At 68.4% G+C, this 25,321-nt stretch carries 25 protein-coding genes; 15 read left to right on the forward strand and 10 right to left on the reverse strand.

Annotation, left to right across the window (positions count from 1 at the left end):
* Window positions 1-96: 96 nt before the first annotated feature.
* Entirely contained in the window at window positions 97-1,128 is a 1,032-nt protein-coding gene (locus ACFWUU_RS10635; RefSeq protein WP_380176839.1) for an L-idonate 5-dehydrogenase, read from the forward strand.
* Here ACFWUU_RS10635 and ACFWUU_RS10640 read toward each other — a convergent pair.
* Window positions 1,106-1,588, reverse strand: a complete 483-nt coding sequence (locus ACFWUU_RS10640) for a MarR family winged helix-turn-helix transcriptional regulator (RefSeq protein ID WP_137257368.1) — start codon at window positions 1,586-1,588, stop codon at window positions 1,106-1,108. The genes ACFWUU_RS10635 and ACFWUU_RS10640 overlap by 23 nt on opposite strands.
* Before the next feature lie 86 nt (window positions 1,589-1,674).
* On the opposite strand from ACFWUU_RS10640, the gene ACFWUU_RS10645 reads away from it, so the two are divergent.
* Complete coding sequence (locus ACFWUU_RS10645) at window positions 1,675-2,247, forward strand: NADPH-dependent F420 reductase (RefSeq protein WP_380174582.1); 573 nt, start codon at window positions 1,675-1,677, stop codon at window positions 2,245-2,247.
* Window positions 2,248-2,250: 3 nt separating this feature from the next.
* Here ACFWUU_RS10645 and ACFWUU_RS10650 read toward each other — a convergent pair whose 3' ends face one another.
* Window positions 2,251-2,880 carry a LysE family translocator gene (locus tag ACFWUU_RS10650; protein ID WP_380174584.1) on the reverse strand — a complete coding sequence of 210 codons (630 nt, stop codon included), beginning with the start codon at window positions 2,878-2,880 and terminating at the stop codon, window positions 2,251-2,253.
* A gap of 91 nt (window positions 2,881-2,971) precedes the next feature.
* Between ACFWUU_RS10650 and ACFWUU_RS10655 the strand changes: the two genes are divergently transcribed.
* Both ACFWUU_RS10655 and ACFWUU_RS10660 read left to right on the forward strand, forming a co-directional pair.
* Window positions 2,972-4,267 carry a BNR-4 repeat-containing protein gene (locus ACFWUU_RS10655; protein ID WP_380174586.1) on the forward strand — a complete coding sequence of 432 codons (1,296 nt, stop codon included), beginning with the start codon at window positions 2,972-2,974 and terminating at the stop codon, window positions 4,265-4,267.
* A 23-nt stretch (window positions 4,268-4,290) separates the two neighbouring features.
* A complete protein-coding gene (locus ACFWUU_RS10660) occupies window positions 4,291-5,490 on the forward strand; it encodes an MFS transporter (RefSeq protein WP_380174588.1) in 1,200 nt (399 codons plus the stop codon).
* Here the strand turns inward: ACFWUU_RS10660 and ACFWUU_RS10665 are convergent.
* Entirely contained in the window at window positions 5,411-5,995 is a 585-nt protein-coding gene (locus ACFWUU_RS10665) for a TetR/AcrR family transcriptional regulator (protein ID WP_380174589.1), read from the reverse strand. The genes ACFWUU_RS10660 and ACFWUU_RS10665 overlap by 80 nt on opposite strands.
* A gap of 70 nt (window positions 5,996-6,065) precedes the next feature.
* On the opposite strand from ACFWUU_RS10665, the gene ACFWUU_RS10670 reads away from it, so the two are divergent.
* Window positions 6,066-7,133: a serine hydrolase domain-containing protein gene (locus ACFWUU_RS10670; RefSeq protein ID WP_380174591.1), complete on the forward strand. Its 1,068-nt coding sequence runs from the start codon at window positions 6,066-6,068 to the stop codon at window positions 7,131-7,133.
* Here the strand turns inward: ACFWUU_RS10670 and ACFWUU_RS10675 are convergent.
* Window positions 7,102-8,547 (reverse strand): alkaline phosphatase PhoX, encoded by a 1,446-nt coding sequence (locus ACFWUU_RS10675; RefSeq protein ID WP_380174593.1) that lies wholly within the window; start codon window positions 8,545-8,547, stop codon window positions 7,102-7,104. The genes ACFWUU_RS10670 and ACFWUU_RS10675 overlap by 32 nt on opposite strands.
* A 232-nt stretch (window positions 8,548-8,779) precedes the next feature.
* On the opposite strand from ACFWUU_RS10675, the gene ACFWUU_RS10680 reads away from it, so the two are divergent.
* The gene (locus ACFWUU_RS10680) at window positions 8,780-9,082 is read left to right on the forward strand and encodes a hypothetical protein (protein WP_380174595.1); all 303 of its coding nucleotides are present in this window, start codon (window positions 8,780-8,782) and stop codon (window positions 9,080-9,082) included.
* Window positions 9,083-9,292: 210 nt separating this feature from the next.
* Here ACFWUU_RS10680 and ACFWUU_RS10685 read toward each other — a convergent pair whose 3' ends face one another.
* Window positions 9,293-10,561, reverse strand: a complete 1,269-nt coding sequence (locus ACFWUU_RS10685) for a S8 family serine peptidase (protein ID WP_380174597.1) — start codon at window positions 10,559-10,561, stop codon at window positions 9,293-9,295.
* 47 nt (window positions 10,562-10,608) lie between these two features.
* Between ACFWUU_RS10685 and ACFWUU_RS10690 the strand changes: the two genes are divergently transcribed.
* From ACFWUU_RS10690 to ACFWUU_RS10700, 3 genes are all read left to right on the forward strand, one after another.
* On the forward strand, window positions 10,609-13,218 hold the full coding sequence (locus ACFWUU_RS10690; protein ID WP_380174599.1) for a CHAT domain-containing protein: 2,610 nt from the start codon (window positions 10,609-10,611) through the stop codon (window positions 13,216-13,218).
* A 73-nt stretch (window positions 13,219-13,291) separates the two neighbouring features.
* Complete coding sequence (locus tag ACFWUU_RS10695; protein ID WP_137257357.1) at window positions 13,292-13,885, forward strand: RNA polymerase sigma factor; 594 nt, start codon at window positions 13,292-13,294, stop codon at window positions 13,883-13,885.
* The gene (locus tag ACFWUU_RS10700; RefSeq protein WP_380174601.1) at window positions 13,882-14,352 is read left to right on the forward strand and encodes a hypothetical protein; all 471 of its coding nucleotides are present in this window, start codon (window positions 13,882-13,884) and stop codon (window positions 14,350-14,352) included. Before ACFWUU_RS10695 ends, ACFWUU_RS10700 begins: the two co-directional genes overlap by 4 nt.
* Here ACFWUU_RS10700 and ACFWUU_RS10705 read toward each other — a convergent pair.
* Genes ACFWUU_RS10705 through ACFWUU_RS10715 form a run of 3 tightly spaced genes read right to left on the reverse strand, consistent with a single transcriptional unit; the run spans window position 14,342 to window position 17,092 of the window.
* A complete protein-coding gene (locus tag ACFWUU_RS10705) occupies window positions 14,342-14,773 on the reverse strand; it encodes a VOC family protein (RefSeq protein WP_380174603.1) in 432 nt (143 codons plus the stop codon). The genes ACFWUU_RS10700 and ACFWUU_RS10705 overlap by 11 nt on opposite strands.
* Window positions 14,774-14,781: 8 nt before the next feature.
* Entirely contained in the window at window positions 14,782-15,603 is an 822-nt protein-coding gene (locus ACFWUU_RS10710) for an IclR family transcriptional regulator C-terminal domain-containing protein (protein WP_137257354.1), read from the reverse strand.
* 22 nt (window positions 15,604-15,625) lie between these two features.
* Complete coding sequence (locus ACFWUU_RS10715; protein WP_380174605.1) at window positions 15,626-17,092, reverse strand: amidohydrolase family protein; 1,467 nt, start codon at window positions 17,090-17,092, stop codon at window positions 15,626-15,628.
* Window positions 17,093-17,280: 188 nt separating this feature from the next.
* Here ACFWUU_RS10715 and ACFWUU_RS10720 point away from each other — a divergent pair, with 188 nt between their 5' ends.
* The 5 genes from ACFWUU_RS10720 to ACFWUU_RS10740 are packed head-to-tail and all read left to right on the forward strand — an operon-like array spanning window position 17,281 to window position 21,434.
* Complete coding sequence (locus ACFWUU_RS10720; protein WP_380174607.1) at window positions 17,281-18,423, forward strand: CaiB/BaiF CoA transferase family protein; 1,143 nt, start codon at window positions 17,281-17,283, stop codon at window positions 18,421-18,423.
* On the forward strand, window positions 18,420-19,220 hold the full coding sequence (locus tag ACFWUU_RS10725; protein WP_380174608.1) for a citryl-CoA lyase: 801 nt from the start codon (window positions 18,420-18,422) through the stop codon (window positions 19,218-19,220). Before ACFWUU_RS10720 ends, ACFWUU_RS10725 begins: the two co-directional genes overlap by 4 nt.
* A gap of 10 nt (window positions 19,221-19,230) precedes the next feature.
* A complete protein-coding gene (locus tag ACFWUU_RS10730; protein ID WP_137257351.1) occupies window positions 19,231-20,094 on the forward strand; it encodes an extradiol ring-cleavage dioxygenase in 864 nt (287 codons plus the stop codon).
* Window positions 20,091-20,450 (forward strand): hypothetical protein, encoded by a 360-nt coding sequence (locus ACFWUU_RS10735; protein WP_137257350.1) that lies wholly within the window; start codon window positions 20,091-20,093, stop codon window positions 20,448-20,450. The genes ACFWUU_RS10730 and ACFWUU_RS10735 overlap by 4 nt, the downstream gene beginning before the upstream one ends.
* Window positions 20,451-20,459: 9 nt before the next feature.
* Window positions 20,460-21,434, forward strand: coding sequence for a zinc-binding alcohol dehydrogenase family protein (locus ACFWUU_RS10740; protein ID WP_380174610.1), 975 nt, complete (start codon window positions 20,460-20,462; stop codon window positions 21,432-21,434).
* On the opposite strand, the gene ACFWUU_RS10745 is transcribed toward ACFWUU_RS10740, so the two are convergent.
* Both ACFWUU_RS10745 and ACFWUU_RS10750 read right to left on the reverse strand, forming a co-directional pair.
* Entirely contained in the window at window positions 21,418-22,083 is a 666-nt protein-coding gene (locus tag ACFWUU_RS10745) for an ATP-dependent Clp protease proteolytic subunit (RefSeq protein WP_380174612.1), read from the reverse strand. The two genes, ACFWUU_RS10740 and ACFWUU_RS10745, sit on opposite strands and share 17 nt — an antisense overlap.
* 70 nt (window positions 22,084-22,153) lie before the next feature.
* A complete protein-coding gene (locus tag ACFWUU_RS10750; RefSeq protein WP_380174614.1) occupies window positions 22,154-23,086 on the reverse strand; it encodes a nucleoside hydrolase in 933 nt (310 codons plus the stop codon).
* A 64-nt stretch (window positions 23,087-23,150) separates the two neighbouring features.
* Here ACFWUU_RS10750 and ftsH point away from each other — a divergent pair, with 64 nt between their 5' ends.
* Window positions 23,151-25,232, forward strand: coding sequence for an ATP-dependent zinc metalloprotease FtsH (ftsH, locus tag ACFWUU_RS10755; protein ID WP_137257346.1), 2,082 nt, complete (start codon window positions 23,151-23,153; stop codon window positions 25,230-25,232).
* Window positions 25,233-25,321 lie beyond the last annotated feature (89 nt).

The raw sequence follows: 25,321 nt of genomic DNA on the forward strand, positions 1-25,321 counted from the left end.
GACAGTTCCTCCCCTTATTCAGACGGAGGCACCGGCAACCCGCGGCGATACACCCAGCTCCGACGCCAGATATTCTCGGCGGACGGCGACTTGAGGGTGGTGGGTTACGTGTTCGGGTGTGTGGTGCATGCCGCGGGGGATCTGCGGATCGAGGAGCGCGGTACGACAGAGCCCGGGCCGGGGCAAGTTGCCGTCGGCATCGAGTACGGCGGGATCTGCGGCTCGGACCTGCACTACTACCACGACGGCGGCGTCGGGGACTTCCGGATCCGCGAGCCGCTCGTCCTCGGGCACGAAGTGGTCGGGCGGATCAGCGGCGGCGTGGACGGGCTGCCCGAAGGTACGCCGGTCGGGATCCATCCGGCGACGCCGTGCGGCAAATGCTCCGAGTGCCTCAACGACCGGCGCAATATCTGTGCCTACAGCAACTACCTGGGCAGTGCGGCGAGGAACCCGCACATCCAAGGCGGTTTCGTCCAGCAACTGATCGTCCGAACCGACCAGGTGCGGGTCTTGCCGGCTGGACTGGACCTTCGTACGGCGGTGCTCGCCGAGCCGTTGTCGGTCGCGATCCACGCCGTCCGCCAGGCAGGCGACGTCGACGGCAAACGAGCGATGGTCACCGGCTCGGGACCGATCGGCCTCTTGGTGGTGGCCGCGCTACGACAGGCCGGCGCGGTCGAGGTGATCGTCACCGATCTGCACGAGACGCCGTTGGCGCTGGCGACTCAGGTGGGTGCGACGCAGACGATCAAGGTTGGCGACACTGACTGGCCGGATGAGATCGACGTTGCGATCGAGGCGTCCGGTACGGCGGCTGGCCTGCGTACCTGTCTGGAGCGAGTACGCCGCGGAGGCACCGTCGTACAGGTCGGAACCCTGCCGCCCGGCGACACCCCGTTCGCAGGCAATGTGCTCATGACGCGGGAGCTGACGCTGCGAGGCGCGTTCCGGTTCGACCACGAGTTCGACAGTGCGATCGCGCTGCTGGCCAATGGGTTGAACGTCGCGCCGATCGTCACGCACACGTTCCCGCTCGGCGATGCAACCACCGCGTTCGACCTCGCAAGTGATCGCACCGTCGCGTCGAAGGTGCTGCTCGACCTCAGCGCCGATACACGTCGCTGAGGTTGCCCTCCGGGTCGACCGACTCGAGGATCGCGCCGGTGATGTCGGCGAGCTGCGAGATCTGCTCGGGCGTGAGTACGTCGATGACGTGCTGCCGGACGGTTGCGACATGCCCGGGAGCGGTGGCGCGGATCTTCTTCCAGCCATCGGCAGTCAGACGGGCGTTCGTCGCGCGTGCGTCTTCCGGGCAGGGGAAGCGCTCGATCAGACCGCGATCCTCCAGACGCTTCACGACGTGTGACAGCCGGGGGAGTGTCGCGTTGGTTCGCTGCGCGAGCGCGGTCATCCGGAGCGTGCGCTTCGGCGCCTCGGACAGCATCGCCATCACGTAGTAGTCGTAGTGCGTCAGCTCCGCGTCCCGCCGGAGCTGGGAGTCGAGGACACCGGGCAGCAGCTCGAGTACGGCAGCCAGCCGCACCCACGCGGTCATCTCCGCGTCGTCCAGCCATCGAGTACTCATCCCAACATTCTGGCAGCAAAAGGTTGTAGCTACAACTTTCCTGCGCTACCGTGATGGTTGAACGCACAACTAAAAGGAGCTTGAGCATGACGCACGTCAGCATCATCGGCAGCGGCAACATGGGGCAGGCGATCTCGTCGGTCGTCGCCAAGGGCGGCAACACCGTCGAACTGTTCGACTCCACCGACAAGGGCAAGCCGGTCACCGGCGACGTCGTGATCCTCGCGGTGCCGTACCCGGCGATCGACCAGGTCCTCGCCGACCGCGCCGACCAGTTGAGCGGCAAGGTCGTCGTCGACATCACCAACCCGCTGAACTTCGAGACGTTCGACTCGCTGGTCGTCGCGGCGGACGGTTCGGCGGCGGCCGAGTTGGCCGAGAAGCTGCCGGAATCCAAGGTTCTGAAGGCTTTCAACACCACGTTCGCGGCGACGGTCGCGTCGGGTCAGGCGGGTCAGGTTCCGACCACGGTGCTGATCGCGGGTGATGACGCCGACGCCAAGGCGCAGTTCGCCGGGATCGTGTCCGACGGCGGTCTGAAGACGGTCGACGCGGGGTCGTTGAAGCGTGCGCGTGAGCTCGAGGCGCTCGGGTTCTTGCAGCTCACCCTCGCGGTCGGCGAGAAGGTCGAGTGGACCGGCGGCTTCGGCCTGGTCTGAGGATTACCGCAGTAACGCGAGCCGTACGCCGAGGCCGATGAAGATCCCGCCCGTCGCCGTGTCGATCCGGCGGCGGGCGGTACGCCGGGAGCGCAGCCAGCCCCCGATCCGCCCGGACAGCAGCCCGACCGTCCCGTCGACAATGAACTCCAGCACGATCAGGATCGCCCCGAGCACCGCGAACTGCAGCCAGACCCGACCGTGCTCCGGCACCACGAACTGCGGCAGGAACGCGATCGTGAACGTCACCATTTTCGGGTTCAGCAGATTCGTGGTCAGCCCGGTCAGATACGCCTTCCGCCCCGACATCGCGGCCCCGGCCGGCCCGTCATCGACGGCATCATTCCGGTGCCGGATCATCTGCACCCCGAGATAGATCAGGTACGCCGCACCAACAATCCGTACTGCGGTGAATGCGACCGGCACCGCCGCGAACAACGCAGCCAAACCAGCCGCCGCCACCGCAACATGCACCGCCTCGCTCGTCGCAACCCCGGCCGTCGCGAGCAACCCGGCCCGCGGTCCGCTGCGCATCCCGCACCCGAGGATGAACAACATGTCCGGCCCGGGCGTGATCATCGCGACGGTCGTCGTGAGCAGGAACGCGAGCAAGAGGTGCTGGTCGATCGGCATAACCCGATCGTCGCACGACCATCGGACACTTCTGGCCGGATGCGGGCAAACGCTTACCCACATCGCACTAGCGATGGAACACTGGGTGACCATGGATGCGCCTCGAGTGATCAATGACAACGGTGCTTGGTGCTGGTTCCAGGACGAGCGGGCCTTGATCGATCCGGAGAACGGCGTGCTGGCCGTCGGTTCGATCGCTGCGCCGGAGGGTCCCGGCGGAGACGAACGGGCCGGCAACGTCGAGTTGACCGTGGTCGACCTGCGGTCCGGCTCGACCGAGGTCGTCGTGCTTCACGAGCGGTTCGAAGCGGACGATCACGACGTACCCGCGCTGTGGCGACGGCGGGACGGTCGGTGGCTGGCGGTGTACACGAAGCACAAGACCGATGACCTGACCCGTTCGCGGATCAGCGAGCCCGGCGATCCGCGCAAGTGGGGACCGGAGCAGACGTTCGACTGGAGCGAGTTCACCGGCGGGCGAGGCGTCACATACTCGAACCTGCATGAGCTCGACGGCCGCCTCTACTGCTTCGCCCGCGCGGTGAATGACGACCCGTGCGCACTCGTGTCCGACGACGAGGGTGACACCTGGGAGTACGCCGGCAAGCTGTTCACCCGCCCGAAGGTCGGATACGTCAACGGCTACACGCGCTACGTCTCGACGCCCACGCGCGTCGACCTCATCACCACCGACCACCACCCGCGCGACTACAACAACTCGATCTACCACGGCTATCTCGAGGGCGGTGGGCTGCATCGGACCGACGGCACGGTCGTGGACCACACAGCGCTCGATGCCGATGCCCCGTCGCAGGTGGAGCTGACCAAGGTCCTCGCCGCGGACTCGGTCTGGGACGGCGAACCGATGACGCACTGCTGGACCGTCGACATCCGTCGCGGCGACGACGGCTCGCTCGCGGCGGTGATGCTCGCCCGCCACGACGTACCGGAGAAACCGGAAGATGCGTTCGCGCGACAGCATCCGGTGCCGGATCACCGCTTCTTCTACGGGCGTCTCGCGCCCGGCGGCACGTGGCGGGTGCAGCAGCTGGCGAAGGCCGGGCACGGTCTGTTGGTGCACGAGAACGACTACACCGGCCTGGTCGCGATCGACCCGTACGACCTCGACTCGCTCTACGTCTCGACACCGATCGACCCGCGCGACGGCGCCACGCTGAAGCATCACGAGATCTTCCACGCCCAGGTCAACGACGGCGGTACGACGTGGACGCCGGTGACCGAGAACTCCACCGTCGACAACCTCCGCCCGATCGTCGCGCCCGGCGATCCCGGCCGGATACCGCTGCTCTGGTTCCGCGGCGAGATGACCGCCTCGCAGCACTACACGTGTGAGGTCGTTCTCCTGGACCGCCTGCGACAGAGATAGTAACAAGCGGTACTATCCCATCCATGAGCGTTCCGGTACGGCGGTTGTGGGTGGCGGTGCTGGCTGGGTACCTCGCGTTCGGAGCCACGTTGCAGGCGCTGCCGTCGTACGTTCCGGACAAGTTCGGCGGCGGCGCGCTGGCGAGCGGGACCGCGGTCGGGATCGCGTTCCTGGCAACGGCGTGCGGCCGGCCGTTCGCCGGCTGGCTGGCAGATGCGGGCTGGTCGCGCCCGGTCGTGGTGACCGGGGGAGTACTGGCGGCGGTTGGGGGCCTTGGGCAACTGCTTGCGCCTGACCTGGCCCTCCTGCTGGTCGCGAGGCTGGTGATGGGTGCCGGTGAGGCGGCGCTGTTCTCCGCGGCCTTGCCGTGGGTGCTGTCGGGTACGCAAGCCGCGCGGCGCGGGCGATTGGCCGGCTGGTTCGGGTTGTCGATGTGGGGTGGACTGGCCGCCGGCCCGGTGATCGCGACACTCGTCGGCGACCAGGTCTGGTGGGTGGTCGTCGGGCTGGCGCTCGCGTCGGCGGCACTCGTGCTGACGACCGGGTCCGACCCAGGTCAGATCGGGAGGCCGGGAGGTGAGCGACGCCAGCGCGAGTCCGTGCGCATCCGTCGGCCGCGGCGCCTCTTGCCGGCCGGAGTGCGGTTGCCTGGGGCAACCATCGGGCTGGCTGCGTACTGCTACGGGACGGTGGCCGCTTTGCTGGTGCTGCGGTTACGTGCCGGTGGGATCGGCGTCGACAACATCGTCCTCGCGGTCTTCGCGGTTGCGTTCCTGGTTGCGCGGTTCGTGGGCAGCCCGTTGGTCGATCGGTTCGGCGGTCGCGCGGTGGCAGCCTCGACCGTCCCGCTCGCAATCATTGCGCTGGTGGGTCTCGCATTGGCCGAGGGGCCGGTCACCGCAGTCGTGTGTACTGCGTTGGCCGGGGTCGGACTGGCGCTGGTCTATCCGGCCTGCATCTCGATGACGCTGGACCGGGTCCGTGGGCTGCGGCCGGGCGTGTCGATCGGCGTGATGACGTCGTTCTGGGATCTCGGGGTGATGGCCGCAGGTCCGCTCGGAGGGCTGATCGCCCAGCAGGCCGGATACCAACAAGCGTTCCTCGTGGCGGCCGCAGCCGGCCTGGCGTGTGTCCTCGTGGCTCTCAGAGTGCCGACGCGAGCAACGTCTCTACGATCGCCCGAGCCTCCGCGCCGAGTCCCGGATCCTGGTCGACCGCGCTGATCAGCGTGGCACCTTCCAGTACGACGACCAGTTGCCGCGCCGTCCGCTCCGGATCATGAGCTCCAGCACTCGTCAGCAACCGCTCGAAAAGCTCGCGATAGAAGGCCAGATGCTCGCGCGCGAGCCGTCGCGGTGCGCCGTCCTGGCCACGGTCCTCGGTCGCGGCGTTCATCATCGCGCAACCGCGGAACCCGGCTTCGGCGTACCAGCTTGCGACCAGGTCGAAGACGGCCAGGATCTGATCCCGGCCGGGCGGTGCTTCTTCGACCGCCGCGTTGTGCCACGCGCGGACGCGTTGGGTGCGATCGGCAAGCACCGCTTCGACCAGGCCGTCCTTGGATCCGAAGTTCTTGTAGATGGTGAGCTTGGACGCGCCGGCGGCCTCGACGATCTCGTTGATCCCGGTCGCGTGGATCCCGCGCCGGCCGAACACGTCCGCCGCCGCCTTCAGGATCCGGGCCTTCGTAGCCTCCGGATCCAACCGCTCCCCAGCCTTGACCGGCATCGTGCAACCACCTCCGCGTCCCAGAGTACCGAGCTGGACCAAGATAAGAATGATCGGTACTATCAACGGCATGTGGACAGCACCAGGATTCGAGCACGTGGCCGAAGCCTTCGACCGGAACTTCACCCAGCGCGGTGAGCTCGGCGCAGCGTTCGCGGCGTACCACCAAGGCGAGTTGGTCGTCGATCTGTGGGGTGGGATCGCCGACCCGGAGACGGGCCGGGCCTGGGACCAGGACACGATCCACCTGATGTTCTCCGGCACCAAAGGCCTCACCAGCGCGTGCATCCTGCTGCTGGTGCAACGCGGTCAGCTCGAGCTGGAGGATCCGCTGTCCCGCTACTGGCCCGAATTCGGTGCCGAGGGCAAGGATCGGATCACGATCGCCGAGGTGTTGTCCCACCAGGCCCGCCTGCCCTGGGTCGAGGCCGGGTACGCCGACCTGCTCGACCACGACCTGATGGCAGCGCATCTCGCCGCGCAGGCGCCGGCGTCCGATCCGCGCGCCGGGTTCATGTACCACGCGGTGACCTGGGGCTGGCTGCTCGACGAGCTGGTACGGCGGGTCGACGGCCGCACCGTGGGACAGTTCTTTGCCGACGAGTTCGCCGTACCGCTGGAGCTCGAGGTGTGGATCGGCCTGCCGGAGGAACTGCATTGGCGGGTGGCGACGATGGTCGCGCCGGAAGGTGTTCTCGTCGACGGGCCTTGGTCGGAGCTGAATCGGCCGAACCCGCTGTGGGTGCCTGGCTCGGAGAAGATCTGGAACAGCGAGGAGTACCGCAAAGCCGGGTTGGCGGCGGTCGGTGGCTACGCGACGGCGCGCGGGATGGCGAAGTTCTACGCGTCATTACTAGGAGGCGGTGTGCTGTCGCCGGAGATCGTCGAGCTCGGTCGCCGGGAGATCCAGCGTGGCATCGAGCCGACGTGGGGCAGTCCGATGGTTTACGCCGCCGGGTTCGAGTTGCAGGACGATGCGTTCGGTCACCCCGGAGCCGGCGGCTCGCGGCACGGCGCTTGGCCGGGTCGCGAGACCGCCTACTCCTATCTGATGAACGAGGTCCGGGTCGGACCGGACGAACGCTCGCTCAGCCTGCTCGAAGCACTCAGCCGAGGTAGTCGCGCCACGGGCCGGTGATGGCCAGCGTGATACCCGGCGTCTGGATGTTGACGAACAGCACCTTGCCGTCCGCGGAGATCGTCGGGCCGGTGAACTCGGAGTCGTTCAGCATGTTCCGGGCGATCGCGTACGTCGGGCCGCCCGGCGTCGCGCTGAGGACGTGGCTCGCGGCGTTGCCGTCCTCGGCGAGGATCAGCGAACCCCACGGGGTGACGGTGACGTTGTCCGGGCCGTCGAAGTTGAGGTCCTGGTACTTCGAGTCCAGTGAGAGCGCGGCGGCGTTCTCCGGGAAGTAGGTGACCAGCTGGATGGTCCTGTCGTCGTAGTTGTAGAACCAGACCATCCCGTCGTGCGGAACGGCGTCGGCCGGCAGGTCGGCCGTGCCGCCCTCGGCGAACGAGTTCACGACGTACACGCCCTTGCTGGTGCCGTAGACGCCCTCGAACTTCTTGCCGCGGGTGATCTGGCCGTCGGTGAACTGCTTGCGCACCGAGGTCGTCGCGCCGTCGCGGTCCGGCACCGGCACCCAGGTGGTGCGGAACGGACGGAGCAGCTGGGCCGAGGTCAGGTACGCGACATCCGGGATCGGCTTGCCGTCGTCACCGAGGATCGCGAGCGCCTCGAGCGTGCCGAAGTCCTTGTTCTGCAGGTCCTGCCAGCTGCGCGAGCTGAGCCGGTAGCCGCGCGGCGCCGACCAGCGGTAGAAGGTGCCGTTGGGGCCCGACGCGTCCTCGGACAGGTAGATGTGCGTGCGGTCCTCGTCGATCGCCAGCGCCTCGTGCGCGTAGCGGCCGAGTGCCTTCAGCGGCACCGGGTGGGCCGTCTTGCCGTCGGCCCAGACCTCGAAGACGTAGCCGTGGTCCTTCAGCCGGGTGGTGCCGTTGGCCTTGTTCTCGGTCTCCTCGCACGTCATCCAGGTGCCCCACGGCGTCGGGCCGCCGGCGCAGTTGGTGATCGTGCCGGAGATGCCGACCCATTCGCCGAGGTTCTTGCCGTCGCGGTCGACCGAGATGACCGTGCAGCCGCCGGCCGCGCCGACGCCGCTGTCGTAGACGGTGCCTTCGATCGGCGGTACGCCGAGCGGGTCCGCGGCGCCGATCTCGTGGTTCTGGATCAGCGTGTAGGTGCCGTGCCGGCTGCCGTCGAAGACCGCGGTGCCGTCGTGCAGGGTCGGCGTCGGCTGACCGCTCTTCAGCTTGGTCTCGCCGGCCTTGGTGACGACCCGGTACTTGAACCCGGCCGGCAGCGCGAGCAGGCCCTTCGGGTCGTCGAGCAGCGGCGGGAAGGGCCGGTGCTGCGGGAACGGCGTGTGGCCGCCACGCGAAGCGGGCGTGGCCTCGGCCAGGGTCGGTACGGCGCCGACTGCGGTGAAACCGACTCCGGCCGCGCCCACGGCGGCTCCACGGAGGACGGAACGACGATCGACAGACATGCAATGCTCCTTGGAGAGACTGTTCCCGAGTTGCCCTGATCCTTCAGTGCGCCGGGTCACGCGCGGGAAACAGCACCTGAACAGCATTTGTCCGATATATCTGCAACGAATACAGCTGTCCCGCCGTCTACTGTGGGAGGTGATGGTGATGCGGACAGTGAGCGTCGCACTCGCGACAGCCTGCCTTTTGGTTGCTTGCGGCAATGACACCGGAACGGGAGAGACTCCTTCGATGACACCCAGTCCCACGAGCAGCAGCAGTAGTGGCAGCAGCAGTACACCGGCCGGCGGCCCTGTCGAGCAAGCCAAGGCTGACCTTAGTAAGCGGCTGGGGATCGATCCCGCGCAGGTGACCGTGGTCAGCTCGGAGGAGGTCACCTGGTCCGACGGCAGCCTCGGCTGCCCGGAGCCGGACATGCTCTACACCCAGGCACTGGTGCCGGGGAACCGGACGATCCTCGAGGTCGCCGGTACGCAGTACAACTACCACTCCGGCGCGGGCCGGGCGCCGTTCCTCTGTGAGCATCCGCGGTAGCAGTCGCGTTGGAAACTTTCCTGATGACCGGGTGTATCAATCGGCACCGAGGGTGACTCCGCACAAATGGGGGATGCCTTCAAGTTGTTGCAGGGGGGAGGACAACGCGAGGGCGCGCAGAGGGGGAGGCTGAGGCGGTGCGGGAGAACCGGCGGTCAGGCCGGTGGGTCCCGCACCGCGTCAGTGCGTCACCTGACTGATCCGGCTGATCTAGCCGATTGACGTAATCGCATCCCCGGCCCGCAGGACCGGACCGACACCCGGCTCGGACTGGGTCAGCGCGAAGGCCAGCAACGCGTCGGCGGCCTGCTTGGCGTTCTCGCCGGTGATCGACATCCGCCCGGCGATCAGACCCGCCACGAGCGGCGTCGCGAACGACGTACCGCTCCAGCGCGCCATGCCGGCGAACGAGCGCAACTGGCCGGTGTTCGGCGGTTCGGTGCACAGGTAGTCGCCGGTGAGGAACGCGTTCACCAGATTCTCGCCCGGGGCATAGACGTCGACCCAGCTGCCGAAGTTGCTGAACGACGCCCGGTCCCGTCCGTTCTCCGCGAGCGCTCCGACGCCGACGGTCTCCGGGAAGGCGGCCGGCCAGAAGTAGTCACGGCTCGCTTCGTTACCGGCCGCGGCGACCAGCGTGAGGCCGTTGACACGGTTCAGTCGGGTCTGGATGAACACGTCGAGCCCGAGCGCCGGCAGGTCGAACCGCGTCCGGGTGCCGGCCGACAGGCTGATGATGTCCGGCGCGAGATCGAGTACCTCGTCCAGCGCCGCGGCGAGATCGAACTCCCAGATCGCTCCGGCCGAGGTGAAGTAGCTCTTCACCACGATCTCGACGTTGCGGGCGATCGCGCGCATCACACCGGCGATGAACGTGCCGTGCCCGGCGTACGGCCGGATCCGCCCCGAGCCGTCGAACGCGTTCTCCGGGTCACCGGTCACCCCGTTCAGCCAGTACGCCGCCGGCGCGTCCGACCAACCGACGTCGAGTACGACGACCTTCACGCCACGGCCGTCGGGGTTGTCCGCGGACGGGAACGGCTCCGGCAGCATCGGGTCCGGCGCGATCCCGGGCGGCACCTCCTCCGGTTCGGTGGCCGGACACGGGCTGACGCTGGGCGACACATAGAACAAATGCTCGGGCGTGACCACGCCACGTCCGAGTCGCAGATCGGCGTACTTCAGGAATCGCTGGGTGACCGACCGGTCCTCCGGCGCGTCACCCGGAACCTTTTCCGGCAGCAGCAGCCGGGTGACGCCGCCGATCCCACCCTCGGCCGGGCGCCCGCCCTGGAACAGTTCGATCACCCGGGTGAGGTCCTCGTCCCGGACCAGGACGACTCCGGTGCGGTACAGATAGTCGGCCCCTTCCGGCCGCTTCTGCCAGTCCTCGGGATAGATCTCGACCTCGCGCCCGAACGCGGCCAGAATCAGTTCGATCTGGGCGACGTATTTTCGGTCGCCGGTTTGATCCGCCATTTCTTTCCTTCCCCCCTCGATCAATGAATGGCCGTTATCATTTCAGAATGCCGACGGCTGGGGGGAGTGCCGGGGCGGTAGAAAATCTGCTGCCCCTGGCTTTGTCGCGTCCGCACGACGCGATCGCCTCCGCGCGCACGGTGCTCTCCCTGGACCCGTTGGCTGTCGATGCCTCGATCGCGCATCAGGCCTGGGGCATCAGTCTGCGGCAGCTCGGCGATATCCCGGCGGCGGTCCGCGAATTGCGTACCGCACTGCGTCTCGCGGAGCAGTCCGGACGGTCGGAGCGTGAGGCGGATGTCCTTGCCACATTGGGCGCAACGCTCGGTCGGGCCGGCCGGAGTCGCGAAGGTCTGGCGCGCCTCGATCGTGCGGTCGAGCTCAGTCGCGGCGCGTTGACCGGGCGCGTGCTGGTGCGGCGTGCCGACGTACTGCTGGTGCTCGGGCGGCATCGCGAGGCGCTGGACGATCTGCGGTTGGCGATCGCGCGGTTGCGGCGTTCGGGCGATCAGGTCTGGGAGGCCCGGTCGCGGAACTATCGCGGATTCATCCAGTTGGCGTTAGGTGGAACGAAGCGCGCGGATGCGGATTTTGCCGTTGCCGAGAAGTTGTACGCCGCAACCGGTCAGGAGTTCGAATACGCGGAAGCGCGACAGAATCGCGGATTGGTCGCGTACTCGCGGGGAGATCTGCCGTCGGCGTTGCGCTACCTCGACGAAGCCGGGCGACGGTTCGCCGCGGTCGGTGTCGTCTGGCCGGACCTCGCGATCGACCGCTGCGGCGTACTGCTCGCTGCCGGGCTCAGCGCCGAGGCGTTGGCCGAGATGGATCAGGCGATCGCCCAGATGGAAGCAGAAGGCGGTACGGCGACCAAGCGGGGCGAGCTGTGGTTCGCGGCGGCGACGGCCGCGCTCGCGGCGGGCGATCCGCAGGCCGCGCAGGACCGCGCGGATCGGGCGAGGCGGCTGTTCTCCGCGCAGCACCGGGAGTGGTGGTCGGTGCGGTCGTCGATGGTGCAGTTGGAGGCGCGCTACCAGGCCGGCGAGCGGGGTGAGCCGTTGCTGCGTCGGGTGAGTGCGGCGGCTCGGCGGCTGGATGCGTTGGGTGCGTCCGAAGCGTCGGCGGCGCATCTGCTGGCCGGTCGCCTTGCGTTGGCCGATGGGCGGTCGCGGACCGCGGATCGTGAACTGGAGTTGGCCGGGCAGCACAGCAAGGACACGCCGCCGATGGCTCGGAGCGCGGCCTGGCTGGGGAAGGCGTTGCGCGCGGAGGCTCGGTCCGATGTGCGCGGGATGTTGTCGGCGTGTGGTCGCGGGCTCGATGCGTTGGACGAGCACCGGCTGACGATGGGCGCGACCGAGCTGCGGGCGTTGGCGACGGGTCAGGGCGCGGAGTTGGCGGAGTTGGCGCTGCGGGATGCGTTGCGGCGGGATGATCCGCGGCGGTTGTTGGTCTGGGGCGAGCGGTGGCGGGCGACGGCGTTGGGTGTTCCGCCGGTCCGGCCGTCGGATGACGAGCAGTTGGGTGCTGACCTGGCGGCGTTGCGGGACGTCGTACGGCGGTTGGATGCGTCGCCGGATCCTTCGTTGGAGAAGGAACGTCGGCGGCTGGAGAAGGCTGTCCGGGATCGGGCGCTGCGGGCACAAGGTGGTGCGCTGGGTGGTGCGGCGTCACGGTTCGACGTTGATGCTCTGGTGGACGCGTTGGGCGAGACGGTGCTCGTCGAGCTGATCGAGGTCGACGGCGTGCTGCATGCGGTGGTCGTGTGCGACGGGCGGATCACTCGGCATGAGGTCGGTCCGATGGCATCAGCGGCCGTCGAGGTCGAGCGATCACGGTTCCGCCTTCGCTGGCTGGCTCATGGTCGAGGGGCACGCGGGCAGGTACAACGAGGACCATCGCTGGACGTGCTGGGCGAGCGGTTGGGCGGTGCGATTCTCGGGTCCGCCGTTGAGCGGCTGGGGGATCGAGCCGTGGTGATGGTGCCGCCGAGTCGTTTGCAGGCGTTGCCCTGGGGTTTGATGCCGGCGTTGGCCGAGCGGCCGGTCAACGTGGTGCCGTCGGCGGCGACGTGGTTGCGGGCGCGGCGGCTGCGACCGCCGGCCGATCGACGCGTCGTACTGGTCCTCGGTCCGGGGTTGTCGGCCGGGCGGGCCGAGGTGATGCGGTTGGCCGAGAAGTACCCGGACGCGACTGTGCTCGCCAACGGTGACGCGACCGCGGAGAAGGTACTGCGTGAGCTCGACGGCGCATGGATCGCGCACATCGCGGCGCACGGGACATTCCGCGCGGACAGTCCGCTGTTCTCGTCATTGCGGCTCGACGACGGGCCGCTGACCGTGTACGACTTCGAGCGGCTGCGCAGAGCGCCGTACCGGATGGTCTTGTCGAGTTGCGATTCCGGGCTGGCGAAGCCTGTTGGTGCGGATGAGCTGTTGGGTTTGAGCAGCAGTCTGATCCCGTTGGGGGCGGCGGGGATCCTGGCCAGCGTCGTACCGGTGAACGATCCGGCGACGGCGCCGTTGATGCTCGCGTTGCACGACAACCTGCAGGCCGGACAGTCGCTGGCGACCGCGTTCGCCGGTGCGCAGACCGAGGCGCGCGGCGATCCGGTGACGGTCGCCGCGGCGCGATCCTTCGTCGCCCTCGGCGCCTAGTGCCCAGATGTATCAGCGGTGGTCCGGACCGACTCTGTACTAGTGAGAGCGGTCCGGTGAGAGAGGGGGCGGCATGCGGGACGACCCGACAGTCGTCGACCTGGTCACCCGGGCCAGGGACGGCGAGAAGAGTGCCTGGGACGAGCTGGTGGAGCGCTACGCGCCACTGGTTTTCTCGGTCTGCCGACGGTATCGGCTGGCACAGCCTGATATCGACGATGTCGGACAGAGCGTCTGGTTGCGGTTGGTCGAGCATCTGCCCGGCCTGCGCGAACCGGCCGCGTTGCCGGGCTGGATCGCGACCACGACGCAGCGGGAGTGCTTCCGGCTGATCCGAGCGACCAGCCGGGTCGAGCCGATCGACCTGGCGGAGTCGCCCGAAGTACCCGAGCAGGCGATCGCCGAGGAAGAAGTGCTGCGGCACGAACGCCGGACGATCCTGCGGACCGCGTTCGCCGAGTTGTCCCGGCGGTGCCAGGTGCTGCTGGCGTTGCTGGTCCAGGACCCGCCGGCGCCGTACGACGAGATCAGCCGGCGACTGCATGTGCCGATCGGCAGTATCGGGCCGAACCGGGCCCGCTGTCTGACCAAGCTGCGGCAGACACCCGCGCTGGCGTTGCTGGCCGCGGACGGACCCGATGGTTTTGATCAAGGGACGAGGGGGTGAGAACCGTGATGAATCCGGACTGGAACGACGACGAGAAGTTGATCGACGCCCTGCGGGACGCGCTGGCGTCTTCCGACGAGGTGCCGGCCGCGTTCGTCGACGCTGGTAAGGCCGCCTTTTCGTGGCGAACCATCGACGCCGAACTGGCCGCACTGACCTACGACTCGGCCTGGGATTCGCTGGACGCGCTGGCGATCCGGTCCGAGAGCGCGATCCTGCGGTCGCTCACGTTCGCCTCGGACGGCTGGACCGTCGAGCTCGAACTGACCCCCGACGCCGTACTCGGTCAGCTGGATCCGCCCGAAGCCGGCGTGGTCAGTGCCCGCGGCGAAAGTGGCAAGCTGGCCACCACGGATATCGACGATCTCGGCTTCTTCGTCCTCCACCCGCCGCCGAACGTTCCATACCGTTTGGTATGCACGACCACCTCGGGCACCACGATCCTTACCGGATGGATCACGCCATAAAGACCTGCGAATCGTCCGCGAACGCCTTGAATTCAAGGGCATTCCCGGCCGGGTCGAGGAAGAACATCGTCCACTGCTCGCCGGTCTGACCCTGGAACCGCACGTACGGCTCGATGACGAACTCGGTGCCGGCCGCCTTCAACCGCTCCGCGAACGCCTGGAACTGCTCGACGGTCAGGATCAGCCCGAAATGCGGCACGGGTACGTCGTGACCGTCGACGGGATTGTGGATCCGCTGCTGGCGCTCCGGTGCGACGTGCGTGACGAACTGGTGGCCGCGCAGGTTCCAGTCGATCCAGGTCTCGGAGCTGCGGCCCTGCTCGAGGCCGAGGACCTCGCCGTAGAAATGCCGCGCCGCGTCGAGGTCGTCGACCGGCATCGCGAGGTGGAAGCGGGGGATGGGGGAGTCGAGAACGGTCATGCAGTCATTCAAGCAGTCGTCTGGTGCCGCTGCTCGATCTCGACATGAGGACGAGATTGCCACAGCGCCCACTCCGCGCTGACGTCGCCCGCGGTACGCAGCAGCAGCGGAAGATGGTCGTGCAGCAGCGTGTCGACGGTGGTCTCGGCGGCATGGACGGTCACGTTCATCGCCGCCCGGACCGTGCCGGTGCCGTCGCGGACCGGTGCCGCGACCGAGCGGACGCCGGGCGCGAGCTCCTCGTCGGCCAGCGCCCATCCGCGGGCCCGGATCTCGGTCAGTTCGTCGCGCAACTGATCAGCCGTCCGGCCGATGTACGCCGGGAGGCCGGCGCGGCTCGGCAACGCGAGGACGTCGGCGAGCTGGGCGGGAGAGAGCGCCGAGAGCAGCACCTTGCCCTGTGAAGTCTGTGCGGCCGGGAACCGGGTGCCGATGTCGACGCGCAGCGCGATCAGCTTCGGCACCGAGACCCGGGCCACATAGACGATGTCCGAGCCGTCGAGTTGTGCCATCGACGACGATTCACCGGTCCGCGCGACGAGTGACTCGAGGTGCGGTTTCGCGATGTCCCACAGTCCGAGCGAACCGACGTACGCCATCCCGAGGGTGAGGACCTTCGGGGTGAGCTGGAACGCGCCGTCAGCGGAGCGGACGAAGCCGAGCTCTTCGAGCGTGAGCAGGAGGCGGCGCGCCGTCGGCCGGGCCAGGCCGGCCGCGGTCGCCACCTCGCTGAGGGACATGGTCCGGTGGCCGGCATCGAAACAGGTCAGCACATCCAGCCCGCGAGCCAGCGACTCGACGAAATCCGGTCCTGCACCACGCCCTGCCATGAGTTGATCCTCCGGTCCTCGGCTATCGCTCACCGAAGATGGTGCCACGAGCCTCGCGGGTCGAGTCGGACTTGTAGTCGGTGTACTGGTACGGGTTGTCGAGCACCTCGCCCTCCGGCAGCTCCGGATTCATCCCGCTCCGCCACGCCTCCTCGCCGAGCGCCTCGCGCAGGTACTCCACGGTCGACTCGACCTCGCGTCGTACGGCGGTCAGGTCGCAGCCGACGAGTTGGTGGTCGTACTTCACGACGCGACCGTCGACGATCACCGTGTGTACGTCGCCGCGTTGGGACTGGAACGCCACCTGGCCGTACGGGTTGATCAGCGGGAACGACACCGGCGACGAATCGTTCTTGATCAGGATGACGTCGGCCTTCTTACCCGGTTCGAGACTGCCGAGGTCGTCGCGACCGAGTGCCTTCGCGCCACCGCGGGTCGCCCAGTCGACGACATGCTCGGCGCGCAGATGGCTGTGGGTCACGGTCGCGCCCTTCATGTGCGCCTCGAGGTGTTCGCGCGCCCGGTCGGCGCCGAGCGTGGTCCGCATCGAGCTGAACAGGTCGCCGCTCCACCACACGCTGGTGTCCATCGACAGCGACACCGGGATGTTGTGCCGGCGGACCTGCCAGGTGGGCGGGTAGCCCTGGCCGGCGCTCTGCTCGGACTCGGTGGAGACCGAGATCGAGCCGCCGGTCGCGGCGATCCGCTGGTACGAGTCCGTGGTCAGGGTGGCCGCGTGGACGTAGATGTTCTGCGGCGTCATGAACTCGTTCTCGTGCATCAGCTTGATGCCGTTGTCGTTGGTCGCACCCCAGACCCCGGCATGCGTGGTCACTCCGAGCCCGAGTTCTCTTGCGACCTCGAACGCGGCCCGCTCCGGGAACGCCGGATCGCCGGTCACGTCGAAGGCCAGCTGGAGACCGAGCTGCGAGTCGTCCCGCATCCGTTCCAGGAACGACCGCACCGCCGGGTCCGCGGTCCACTCCCACGGTCCGGCCTGAATGTTGCCGTAGGCAAGAACAAACCGCCCGGGTACGGCGCGCAACGCGTCCGCGGCCGCTTCGGCGTGGTCGACGCTCTGCAACCCGTGCGACCAGTCGACGGTCGTGGTGACACCGGCCTCGAGCGACTCCCAGGCCGAGGTCAGGTTGCCGGCGTGGATGTCCTCCGGCCGGAACGTCTTGCCGTGCTCGAGGTAGTACCAGACGAAGTACTGCGTCAGGGTCCAGTCGGCGCCGTACGCGCGCATCGCGGTCTGCCACATGTGCCGATGGGTGTCGATCATCCCCGGCATCACGATCCCGCCGGACGCGTCGACCACCTGGGTGTTCTCGGGGACGTCGAGCGCCGGTCCGACGGCCGCGATCCGGTCGTCGACGATCAGGACATCGCCGTTGTCGACGATCGTGTGGGCGTCGTCCATGGTCAGCACGGTCCCGCCGCGCAGCAGGATCGGCCGGCCCGCCAGCGGCGTCTCGGCAATGGTCATGATTCCCCTCCAGCAGAGTGTCCGGACATACGTCCGTATGGCGGTCATCGGGGCGATGAGACTCACTATCTGAGGGCCGGTACAGGGTGTCAAGGGTTCAGATGAGTGGTTGACAGGCGCGAGAGGGCGGCTGAGACTGAAGTGGTCTAGCCGCGCGGACAAATGTCCGAAATGTTTCGGGAGGTCGTGTGACGGGTCCGCTCTCGGGACTGCTGGTGGCCGACTTCTCCCGGATCCTGGCCGGGCCGTACGCGACCATGCTGCTGGCCGACCTCGGGGCCGACGTGGTCAAGGTCGAGGCGCCCGGCGGTGACGACACGCGGTCCTGGCAGCCGCCGGTCCGCGACGGCATCTCGACGTACTACCTCGCGGTGAACCGGAACAAGCGGTCGATCGCGCTCGACCTGAAGGATCCCGAGGATCTCGCGGCCGCGCAGGAGCTGGCGCGCCGGGCGGACGTGCTGGTGGAGAACTTCCGGCCCGGCGGACTGGCCCGGTTCGGGCTGGACTACGAGACCGTTGCCGAGGGCAATTCCAAGCTGATCTACGCCTCGATCAGCGGGTTCGGCTCCGGGCCGAAGGGCGCCGAGCTGCCCGGGTACGACCTGATCGTGCAGGCGATCTCCGGGTTGATGAGCCTGACCGGCGACCCGAAGGGCGAGCCGTTCCGGGCCGGGATCTCGGTCTTCGACGTGATGGCGGGACTGCATGCCACCATCGGCGTCCTGTCGGCGCTCAACGCGCGGCACGAGACCGGTCGCGGTCAGCATGTCGAGGTCAACCTGATGTCATCGGCGCTGTCCGGGCTGGTCAACCAGTCGAGTGCGTACGTCGCGGGCGGCGTCATACCGCTGCGGATGGGGAACAGCCATCCGAGCCTGTTCCCGTACGAGCCGCTGCCGTGTGCGGACGGGGAACTGATCATCACAGCCGGCAACAACGGGCAGTTCCGCAAGCTGGTCGAGGTTCTCGGCGTACCGGAGCTGGCCGATGATCCGCGGTTCGACCGGAACGAGAAGCGGACCGCGAACCGCGAGGAACTGCGGCCGCTGTTGGTCGAGCGGTTGTCGACGCGGACGAAGCTGGAGTGGTTCCGGGACATCATCGCGGCCGGGGTGCCGTGCGGACCGATCAACACCGTCGACGGCGGCGTCGCGTTCGCGGAGGACATCGGGCTGGATCCGGTGGTGACGGTGGGCGGGATCCCGACCATCCGGAACCCGATCACCTTCACCGGCGACAAGGACGAGGCGGCGTCGTACCGGCTCCCGCCGCCGTCGCTGGACGAACACGGCGCCGAGCTGAGGAAATGGCTGGAGGCTGAGGCATGAGCGACGACCAGGTGGCTCCGCCGTCGTTCCCGACCTCGCTCGGTACGTCGACTGCCGACGAGATCCGGCTCCTCGGGCAGGACCTGACCGCAGACCTGATGGGGAAGGTCGGGTTCGGCGAGTTGGCGTTCTGGCTGGTGACGTTGCGCCGGCCGACACCGTCCGAGACCCGCGTCTTCGAGGCGGTGCTGGTCGCGCTGGCGGACCACGGGTTCACACCGACCGCGATCGCCGCGCGGGTTACCTACTTGTCGGCACCGGATTCCCTGCAGGGGGCGCTCGCCGCCGGACTGCTCGGTGGCGGATCCCGCTTCCTCGGCGTGACCGAGGACTGCGGGATGTTCCTCCACCAGGCATTGGCCGGCGGCGAGCCGCCGACGGACGAGGCGGGCTGGGACTCGCTCGCCCTGGATGTCGTCAAGCAGTCCCGGGCCAACGGAACCTTCATCCCCGGCCTGGGACATCCGGTCCACAAGGTGCAGGACCCTCGAACGCCCGTACTCATCGACCTCGCCCGCGAGGAGGGCCTCGAAGGCCCGCATCTCAAGCTCTTCCAGGCGATCGGTCGCGTGCACGAGCAGGTCCTCGGCCGCAAGCTGCCGTTGAACGGCGCTGGCGTCTGTGGCGCGGCGCTCGCCGACCTCGGGTTGCCGGTCGAGTTGCTGCGCGGATTCGCCTTGCTGGCAAGGGCCGCCGGGCTCCTTGGGCAGCTGGCCGAGGAGCGTCGCCGGCCGATCGGCATGGACATCTACTCCACTGTCGACCGCAACGCCGTCTACGTCGATCCGGAAAGCTGAAGGAGACCATATGGCAACGGTCGCCGCGGTGATCGCCTCCACCCACCATCCGTTCTACTACCGCGCGAGCACCGCCACCGGCGCGGACCGGCCACCGTTCGCCGACGAGTGGGTGGCGAAGATCGAGGCGTTCCGCGAGACGCTGACGAAGGCCCGGCCGGACATCCTGGTGATGGTCGGCAGCGATCATTTCCACCAGTTGTGGCTGGACAACATGCCGCAGTTCCTGGTCGGCAAGGCGCCGTACTTCGACGCGAACTGGTACAACGAGGAACGCGAGTTCGGGCTGCCGCGGATGCGGCTGGCCGGGGACGAGCAGCTGGCGTCGCACATCCTGCGGAACGGGCTGGACGCCGGCTTCGATCTTGCCTTCAGCAACGAACTGCGGATCGACCACAGCATCACCTGCCCGATCATCACGCTGCGCCCGGACGCGGACCTGCCGATCGTGCCGATCTACACGAACATCTTCGCGCCGCCGCTGCCGCGTCCTGGACGCTTCGTCGAGCTGGGCCGGACGATCCGGCAGCTGGTCGAGTCGTGGCCGATCGACAAGCGGGTGGCGATCATCGGCACCGGGCATCTGTCGCTCGAGCTCGGCGGGCCGCGGCAGTTCGGCGAGCACGGGCCGGATCCGGAGTTCGACCGGAAGGCAGTGGACTGGATCGCGAGCGGTGATCTCGACGGATGCCTGTCCGAGGTGACGCTGGACAGCTTGCACCAGCCGGGCAACGCGACGCACGGCTTCATGGATTTCATGTTGATGATGGGCGTCGCGGGTGCGGGCGCGAAGGCGGATCACGTCGATTCGCTCGACCTGTTCCACACGATGGAGGCGTACTTCACCTGGTACCCGAACGGGGTGCCGGCATGAGTAAGTACCTGCTGAACAAGTTCCTCTACACCGTCGATCGGGATCCTGAGCTGGTCGAGCGTTACCGCGAGGATGCCGCCGGGACGGTGAACTGGTGGGAGCAGGAGATGGCGAACCAGCTGCTGAACTGTGCGGTGGCGGAGAAGTCGACCTGGCTCGAGTTCACCGACGAGGAGCGGCGTGCATTGCGGGAGCACGATCACGTCGCACTGTTCGGGCTGGGTGCGCATCCGTTCCTGACGCTGACGTTGTTCATCGCGATGTTCGAGCGTGATCACGGGCCGCTCGAATATCAGAAGGCGTACGGGCGGGCCTTGCAGGTGCACTCGTTGCCGTACCCCGACATCGCTACCTGAGGAGGGCGCGTGCGAGCCGCAGTACTGCACACTCACGGCGAGCCGCCGAAGCACGTCGAGCATCCGGATCCGGTTGCCGGGGAGGGCGTGTCGATCGTGCGCGTGACGGCTGCTCCGGTCGTGCCGCTGGACTTGTTGTGCGCTTCCGGTACGTCGTACTTCGGGCCGCCGGCATTGCCGTACGTGCCTGGTGTGCAGGGCGTCGGCGTGGTCGAGCAGTCCGAGGTGGTGGCGCCGGGGACGCGGGTGTTCTTCGCGACGTCGGCCGGGATGGCGTCGGGCGACGGGAGCTTCGCCGAGCGGGCCGCCGTACCTGACGATGACCTGATTGCGTTGGACACACCGGTCGCGGACGCGGCGGTGGCGGCGATCGGGTTGTCGGGAGTGGCTGGCTGGATGGCGTTGACCTGGCGGGCGCAGTTGCAGCCGGGGGAGCAGGTGCTCGTGCTCGGTGGTGGCGGTGCGGTCGGGCAGGTGGCGATCGGTGCGGCGCGGGTTCTCGGGGCGTCGCGGGTGGTGGCGGTCGCGCGGTCCGAGGCGGCGCAGGAGCGTGCGCGGACGGCCGGTGCGGACGAGGTTGTTGCCGCGAGCACCGATGTGGACGAGCTGACGGGTCGGCTCGGCTCGGCGTCGTACGACGTGGTGGTTGATCCGGTGTTCGGTGTGGCGGCGACGGCCGCGGCGCGGGTGCTGGCTCCGGGTGGGCGGCTGGTCAATCTCGGTGGGTCGTCGGGGGACGAGGCGGTGTTCTCCTCGGCGGTACTGCGGAGCCGGACGGCGAGCGTGCTCGGGTACACGAACAACGCGCTGACGTCGGATCAGCGGCGGGATGCGTTGACCGCCGTACTGCAGCATGCGGCTTTCGGTGCGATCGCGGTGGCTCACGAGACGGTCACGCTCGACGAGGTCGCCGACGCGTGGAAGCGTCAGACGACCGGCGATACCACCGGCCGCCTGGTGCTCACGATCACAGCAGCCGGGTGATCAGACCGTAGTCCTTCGCCTCCTCGGCGCTCAGGACGCGACCCGGATCCAGGTCGTCGGCCACCTCGTCGGCAGATCGCCCGGTTGCGGCGGCGATCAGCTCCCGAAGGCGCGCGAGCTGCCGCTGGTGCTCGTCGGCGAATGCGGCGAGCTGGTCGGCCGTGCCGTCGGCCGTGATCTTGGGCGTCGACAGGACGAACACCGTGTGCCGATGGGCCTCCCGCTGCGCTGCGGCCGCGAGTACGGCGATCGCCGGACCGCGGACGGTGCCCCGGGCAACGACATGGACCGGAGCGCTGATCAGGTCGATCGCGCCGACGAGTGCGAGCGCGGCGTCCAGCTCGGATTCCGCCGAGGACAGATGCAGCACGATCGGATCGTTGCTGCGAGCATCGAGCAGCAGCAGTTGCGCCGCCACATGACTGGCCAGCAGCTCATCCAGCCGTCCGTCGACCAGGATCGTCCGCTGCGCAAGCAGCCGATCAGCCAGCTCCCGCTCGAGACTGATCGAGGTCGGCTCGTACCAGGACGGGAGGATGGGCTGGGGAGCTCCAGGGGCCGGAGCCGGCACCCCAGGCCTTTGCGGGACTCCTGGGCTCGGGATCTCCGGGCCGGGTGGCCAGGTTGCGGCGGGCTTCTCCAGGTACATGCTTTCCTCCGGTTGCTTCGTCCTCTCCACCTTGCGGCATGGCGGCCGACCGCAGAAGGGTCTTCCGCTGTCAGCAGACGAACGAGGCCACGGCACCGACCATGCGATCCCAGAACGCGTCGCGGTCGAGCTCGATTGCGATCCGCGCGTTGGGTGGGCGGCCCGTGTAGCCATCCAGGTCTACGACGGTTGCGCCCGCAGTCCACTCGCCTTGGGTTTCGATGACGAGGTTTGCCTCGACGCAGCCGACGATCGCCGGGTCGATCACCCGCGCGACCGCGACCGGATCATGCAGCGGCGGCGCCTCGAAGCCGAACAAGTCGCGGTACGTCGACGCGAAGAACGTCATCCACTCCATACAGACCCGCGCCAACGGCGTCCCCATCTGCTCGAAGCGGGCGAGGACGTCGGCCGTCACCAGCGCTTGATGCGTCACGTTCAACCCGCACATCGTGAACGGCACCCCGGACCGTACGACGAGGTCGGCCGCCTCGGGGTCGACGTACGCGTTGGCCTCGGCGAGTGGGGCGATGTTGCCGCGGTCGGTGGATCCGCCCATCCAGACGATCTCGGTGATGTTCGCCGCGAGCCCAGGCTCCTCCGAGAGCAGTCGCGCGATGTTCGTCAGCGCCCCGGTCGCAACGATCGTCGCCGGGGTTGTCCGCAGTACGTCGACCAGCAGCTCGTGCGCGGAGTACGGCGACTCCGGTACCGATGGCTCGTCGTCGAAGAGCGGCCCGTCGAGACCGGTCTGCCCGTGTACGTCGTCCGCGATACGCAACCGCCGTACCAACGGCCGATCCGCGCCGCGTGCGACCGGGATGTCGGACACACCGGCGAGGGACAGGACCCGGCGAGCGTTCACCGTGCACTTGTCGACGGTCTGGTTGCCGGCCACGGTCGTCACCGCGACCAGGTCCACCGCCGGATCAGCCACCGCCAGCAGGATCGCCATCGCGTCGTCGTGCCCGGGATCGCAGTCGAGGATGAGACGTCTGACCATGCGCCAGGGTACGACGCTGGAGTTGTTGCTGTTTCCCGGGCGATTCAGGTCCTATGTTGGCTTCATGAGCGAGAAGGATCAGCCGCCGGCGCAGGATCAGTCCACGGCCGACCGCGGGCCGGGCTCCGGTCGGGACCAAGGCTCCGGTCAAGGCTCCGGGCAGGGCTCTGGTCAGGGCGACGGATCGCAGCGGCCTCCGCACAAGCCGTGGCGGACCGAGGGACTGCCGCCCGGGCACGGTGACGGCGACAAGCCGCGCCGTCCGAAATGGTGGAAGTGGGCCGCGTGGATCGTCGGCGGCTACCTCGTGCTGTTCCTGCTCACGACGATGCAGGACCAGCTGGCCGGCGGCGAGCAGACCATCGCGTACACCGACTTCACCGCGCAGGTGCAGAAGCAGAACGTCGCCGAGATCTTCGCCCGGGGTGACACCATCCAGGGCCGGCTGAAGGCGGCTGCGCCGGTGCCGGGCAAGACCGACCAGACCTTCACGAAGTTCACCACCGAGCGGCCGACGTTCGCGAACGACAACCTGTACGGCGACCTGCAGAAGGGCGGCGCCACGGTCCGGGCGACGCCGGTGGTCGCGCAGCGTGGCGTGCTGGTGAACCTGCTGATCTCGCTCGGCCCGTTCATCCTGATCGCGGCGTTCTACTGGTGGCTGTTCCGGCGGCAGCGGGCCGCGGGCGGGCTCGGCGGCGTCGGTGGGCTGTTCGGCGGCGGCGGTCAGCAGAAGAAGCCGGTCGACCCGAGCACGGTCCGGGTGACGTTCGCCGACGTCGCGGGGATCGACGAGGTCGAGGCCGAGATCGAGGAGGTCGTCGACTACCTCAAGGATCCGGACAAGTACCGGCGGCTCGGGGCACGCGCGCCGAAGGGCGTGCTGCTGGAGGGTGCGCCCGGTACCGGGAAGACCTTGCTGGCGCGGGCGACCGCGGGTGAGGCCGGCGTACCGTTCTTCTCCGCGAGCGCGTCGGAGTTCATCGAGATGATCGTGGGTGTCGGTGCGAGCCGGGTCCGCGAGCTGTTCGGTGAGGCGCGCAAGGTGGCCCCGGCGATCATCTTCATCGACGAGATCGACACCATCGGCCGCGCCCGCGGCGGTGCCCGCTCGATCGGCGGCCACGACGAGGGCGAGCAGACGCTGAACCAGATCCTCACCGAGATGGACGGCTTCTCCGGCACCGAGGGCGTCGTCACGCTCGCGGCCACGAACCGTGCCGACGTCCTCGACCCGGCGCTGCTGCGGCCCGGGCGGTTCGACCGGACGATCACCGTGAACGCGCCGGACCAGCCGGGCCGCGAGGCGATCCTGAAGGTGCACGCGCGTGGCAAGCCGCTCGCGTCGGACGCCGACCTGAACGCGCTGTCGAAGTCCACGCCGGGGATGACCGGTGCCGATCTCGCCAACCTGCTGAACGAGGCGGCGCTGGCGGCCGCGCGGCAGGGCGAGTCGCAGATCACCCAGCGAGATCTCACCGACGCGCTCGAGAAGATCCAGCTCGGCGCGGCGCGGAACGTGGTCATGCCGGAGGAGGAGCGCCGGCGGACGGCGTACCACGAAGGCGGGCACGCGCTGCTCGGGATGATCCAGAAGGGCGCGGACCCGGTCCGCAAGGTGTCGATCATCCCGCGCGGCCGTGCGCTGGGCGTGACGCTGTCGACGCCGGACACCGACCGCTACGGGTACGACGTGGAGTACCTGCGCGGCCGGATCATCGGCGCACTCGGCGGGATGGCGGCCGAGCAGGAGGTCCTCGGCGTGGTCACGACCGGCGCCGAGAGCGACCTCGAGACGGCGACCCGGATCGCTCGCTCGATGGTCGGGCGGTGGGGCATGTCCGACGCGATCGGGCCGGTGTCGATCCTTCCGTCCGAGGGCGACGCGCGTACGGCGGGTGTGTCGGACGAGCTGCTCAACACCGTCGACTCGGAGGTCCGCAGCCTGATCGAACAGTGCTACGCCGAGGCCCGCCGCCTGCTCCGTGACAACCGCCCGCGCCTCGACTCCATCGCCGAGCAACTCCTCCTGCACGAGACGCTCGACGAGGCGGACGCGTACGCCGCGGCGGGAATCCCGCACAACAACCGACCCGAGCTGACCCCGGAACCGCAGACGTCGGCCCGCGACGACACGGCTGGCTGACGTTCGCCGGAAGATAGTTTCCGAATGAATGGTGACGACGGGAACCGTTCACCTGCGCGTTCCCTGAGGACCACCTGAGAGGGGTGGTT

This window comes from Kribbella sp. NPDC058693 (genome assembly GCF_042715335.1).
GTDB classification, from domain to species: Bacteria; Actinomycetota; Actinomycetes; order Propionibacteriales; family Kribbellaceae; genus Kribbella; species Kribbella jiaozuonensis.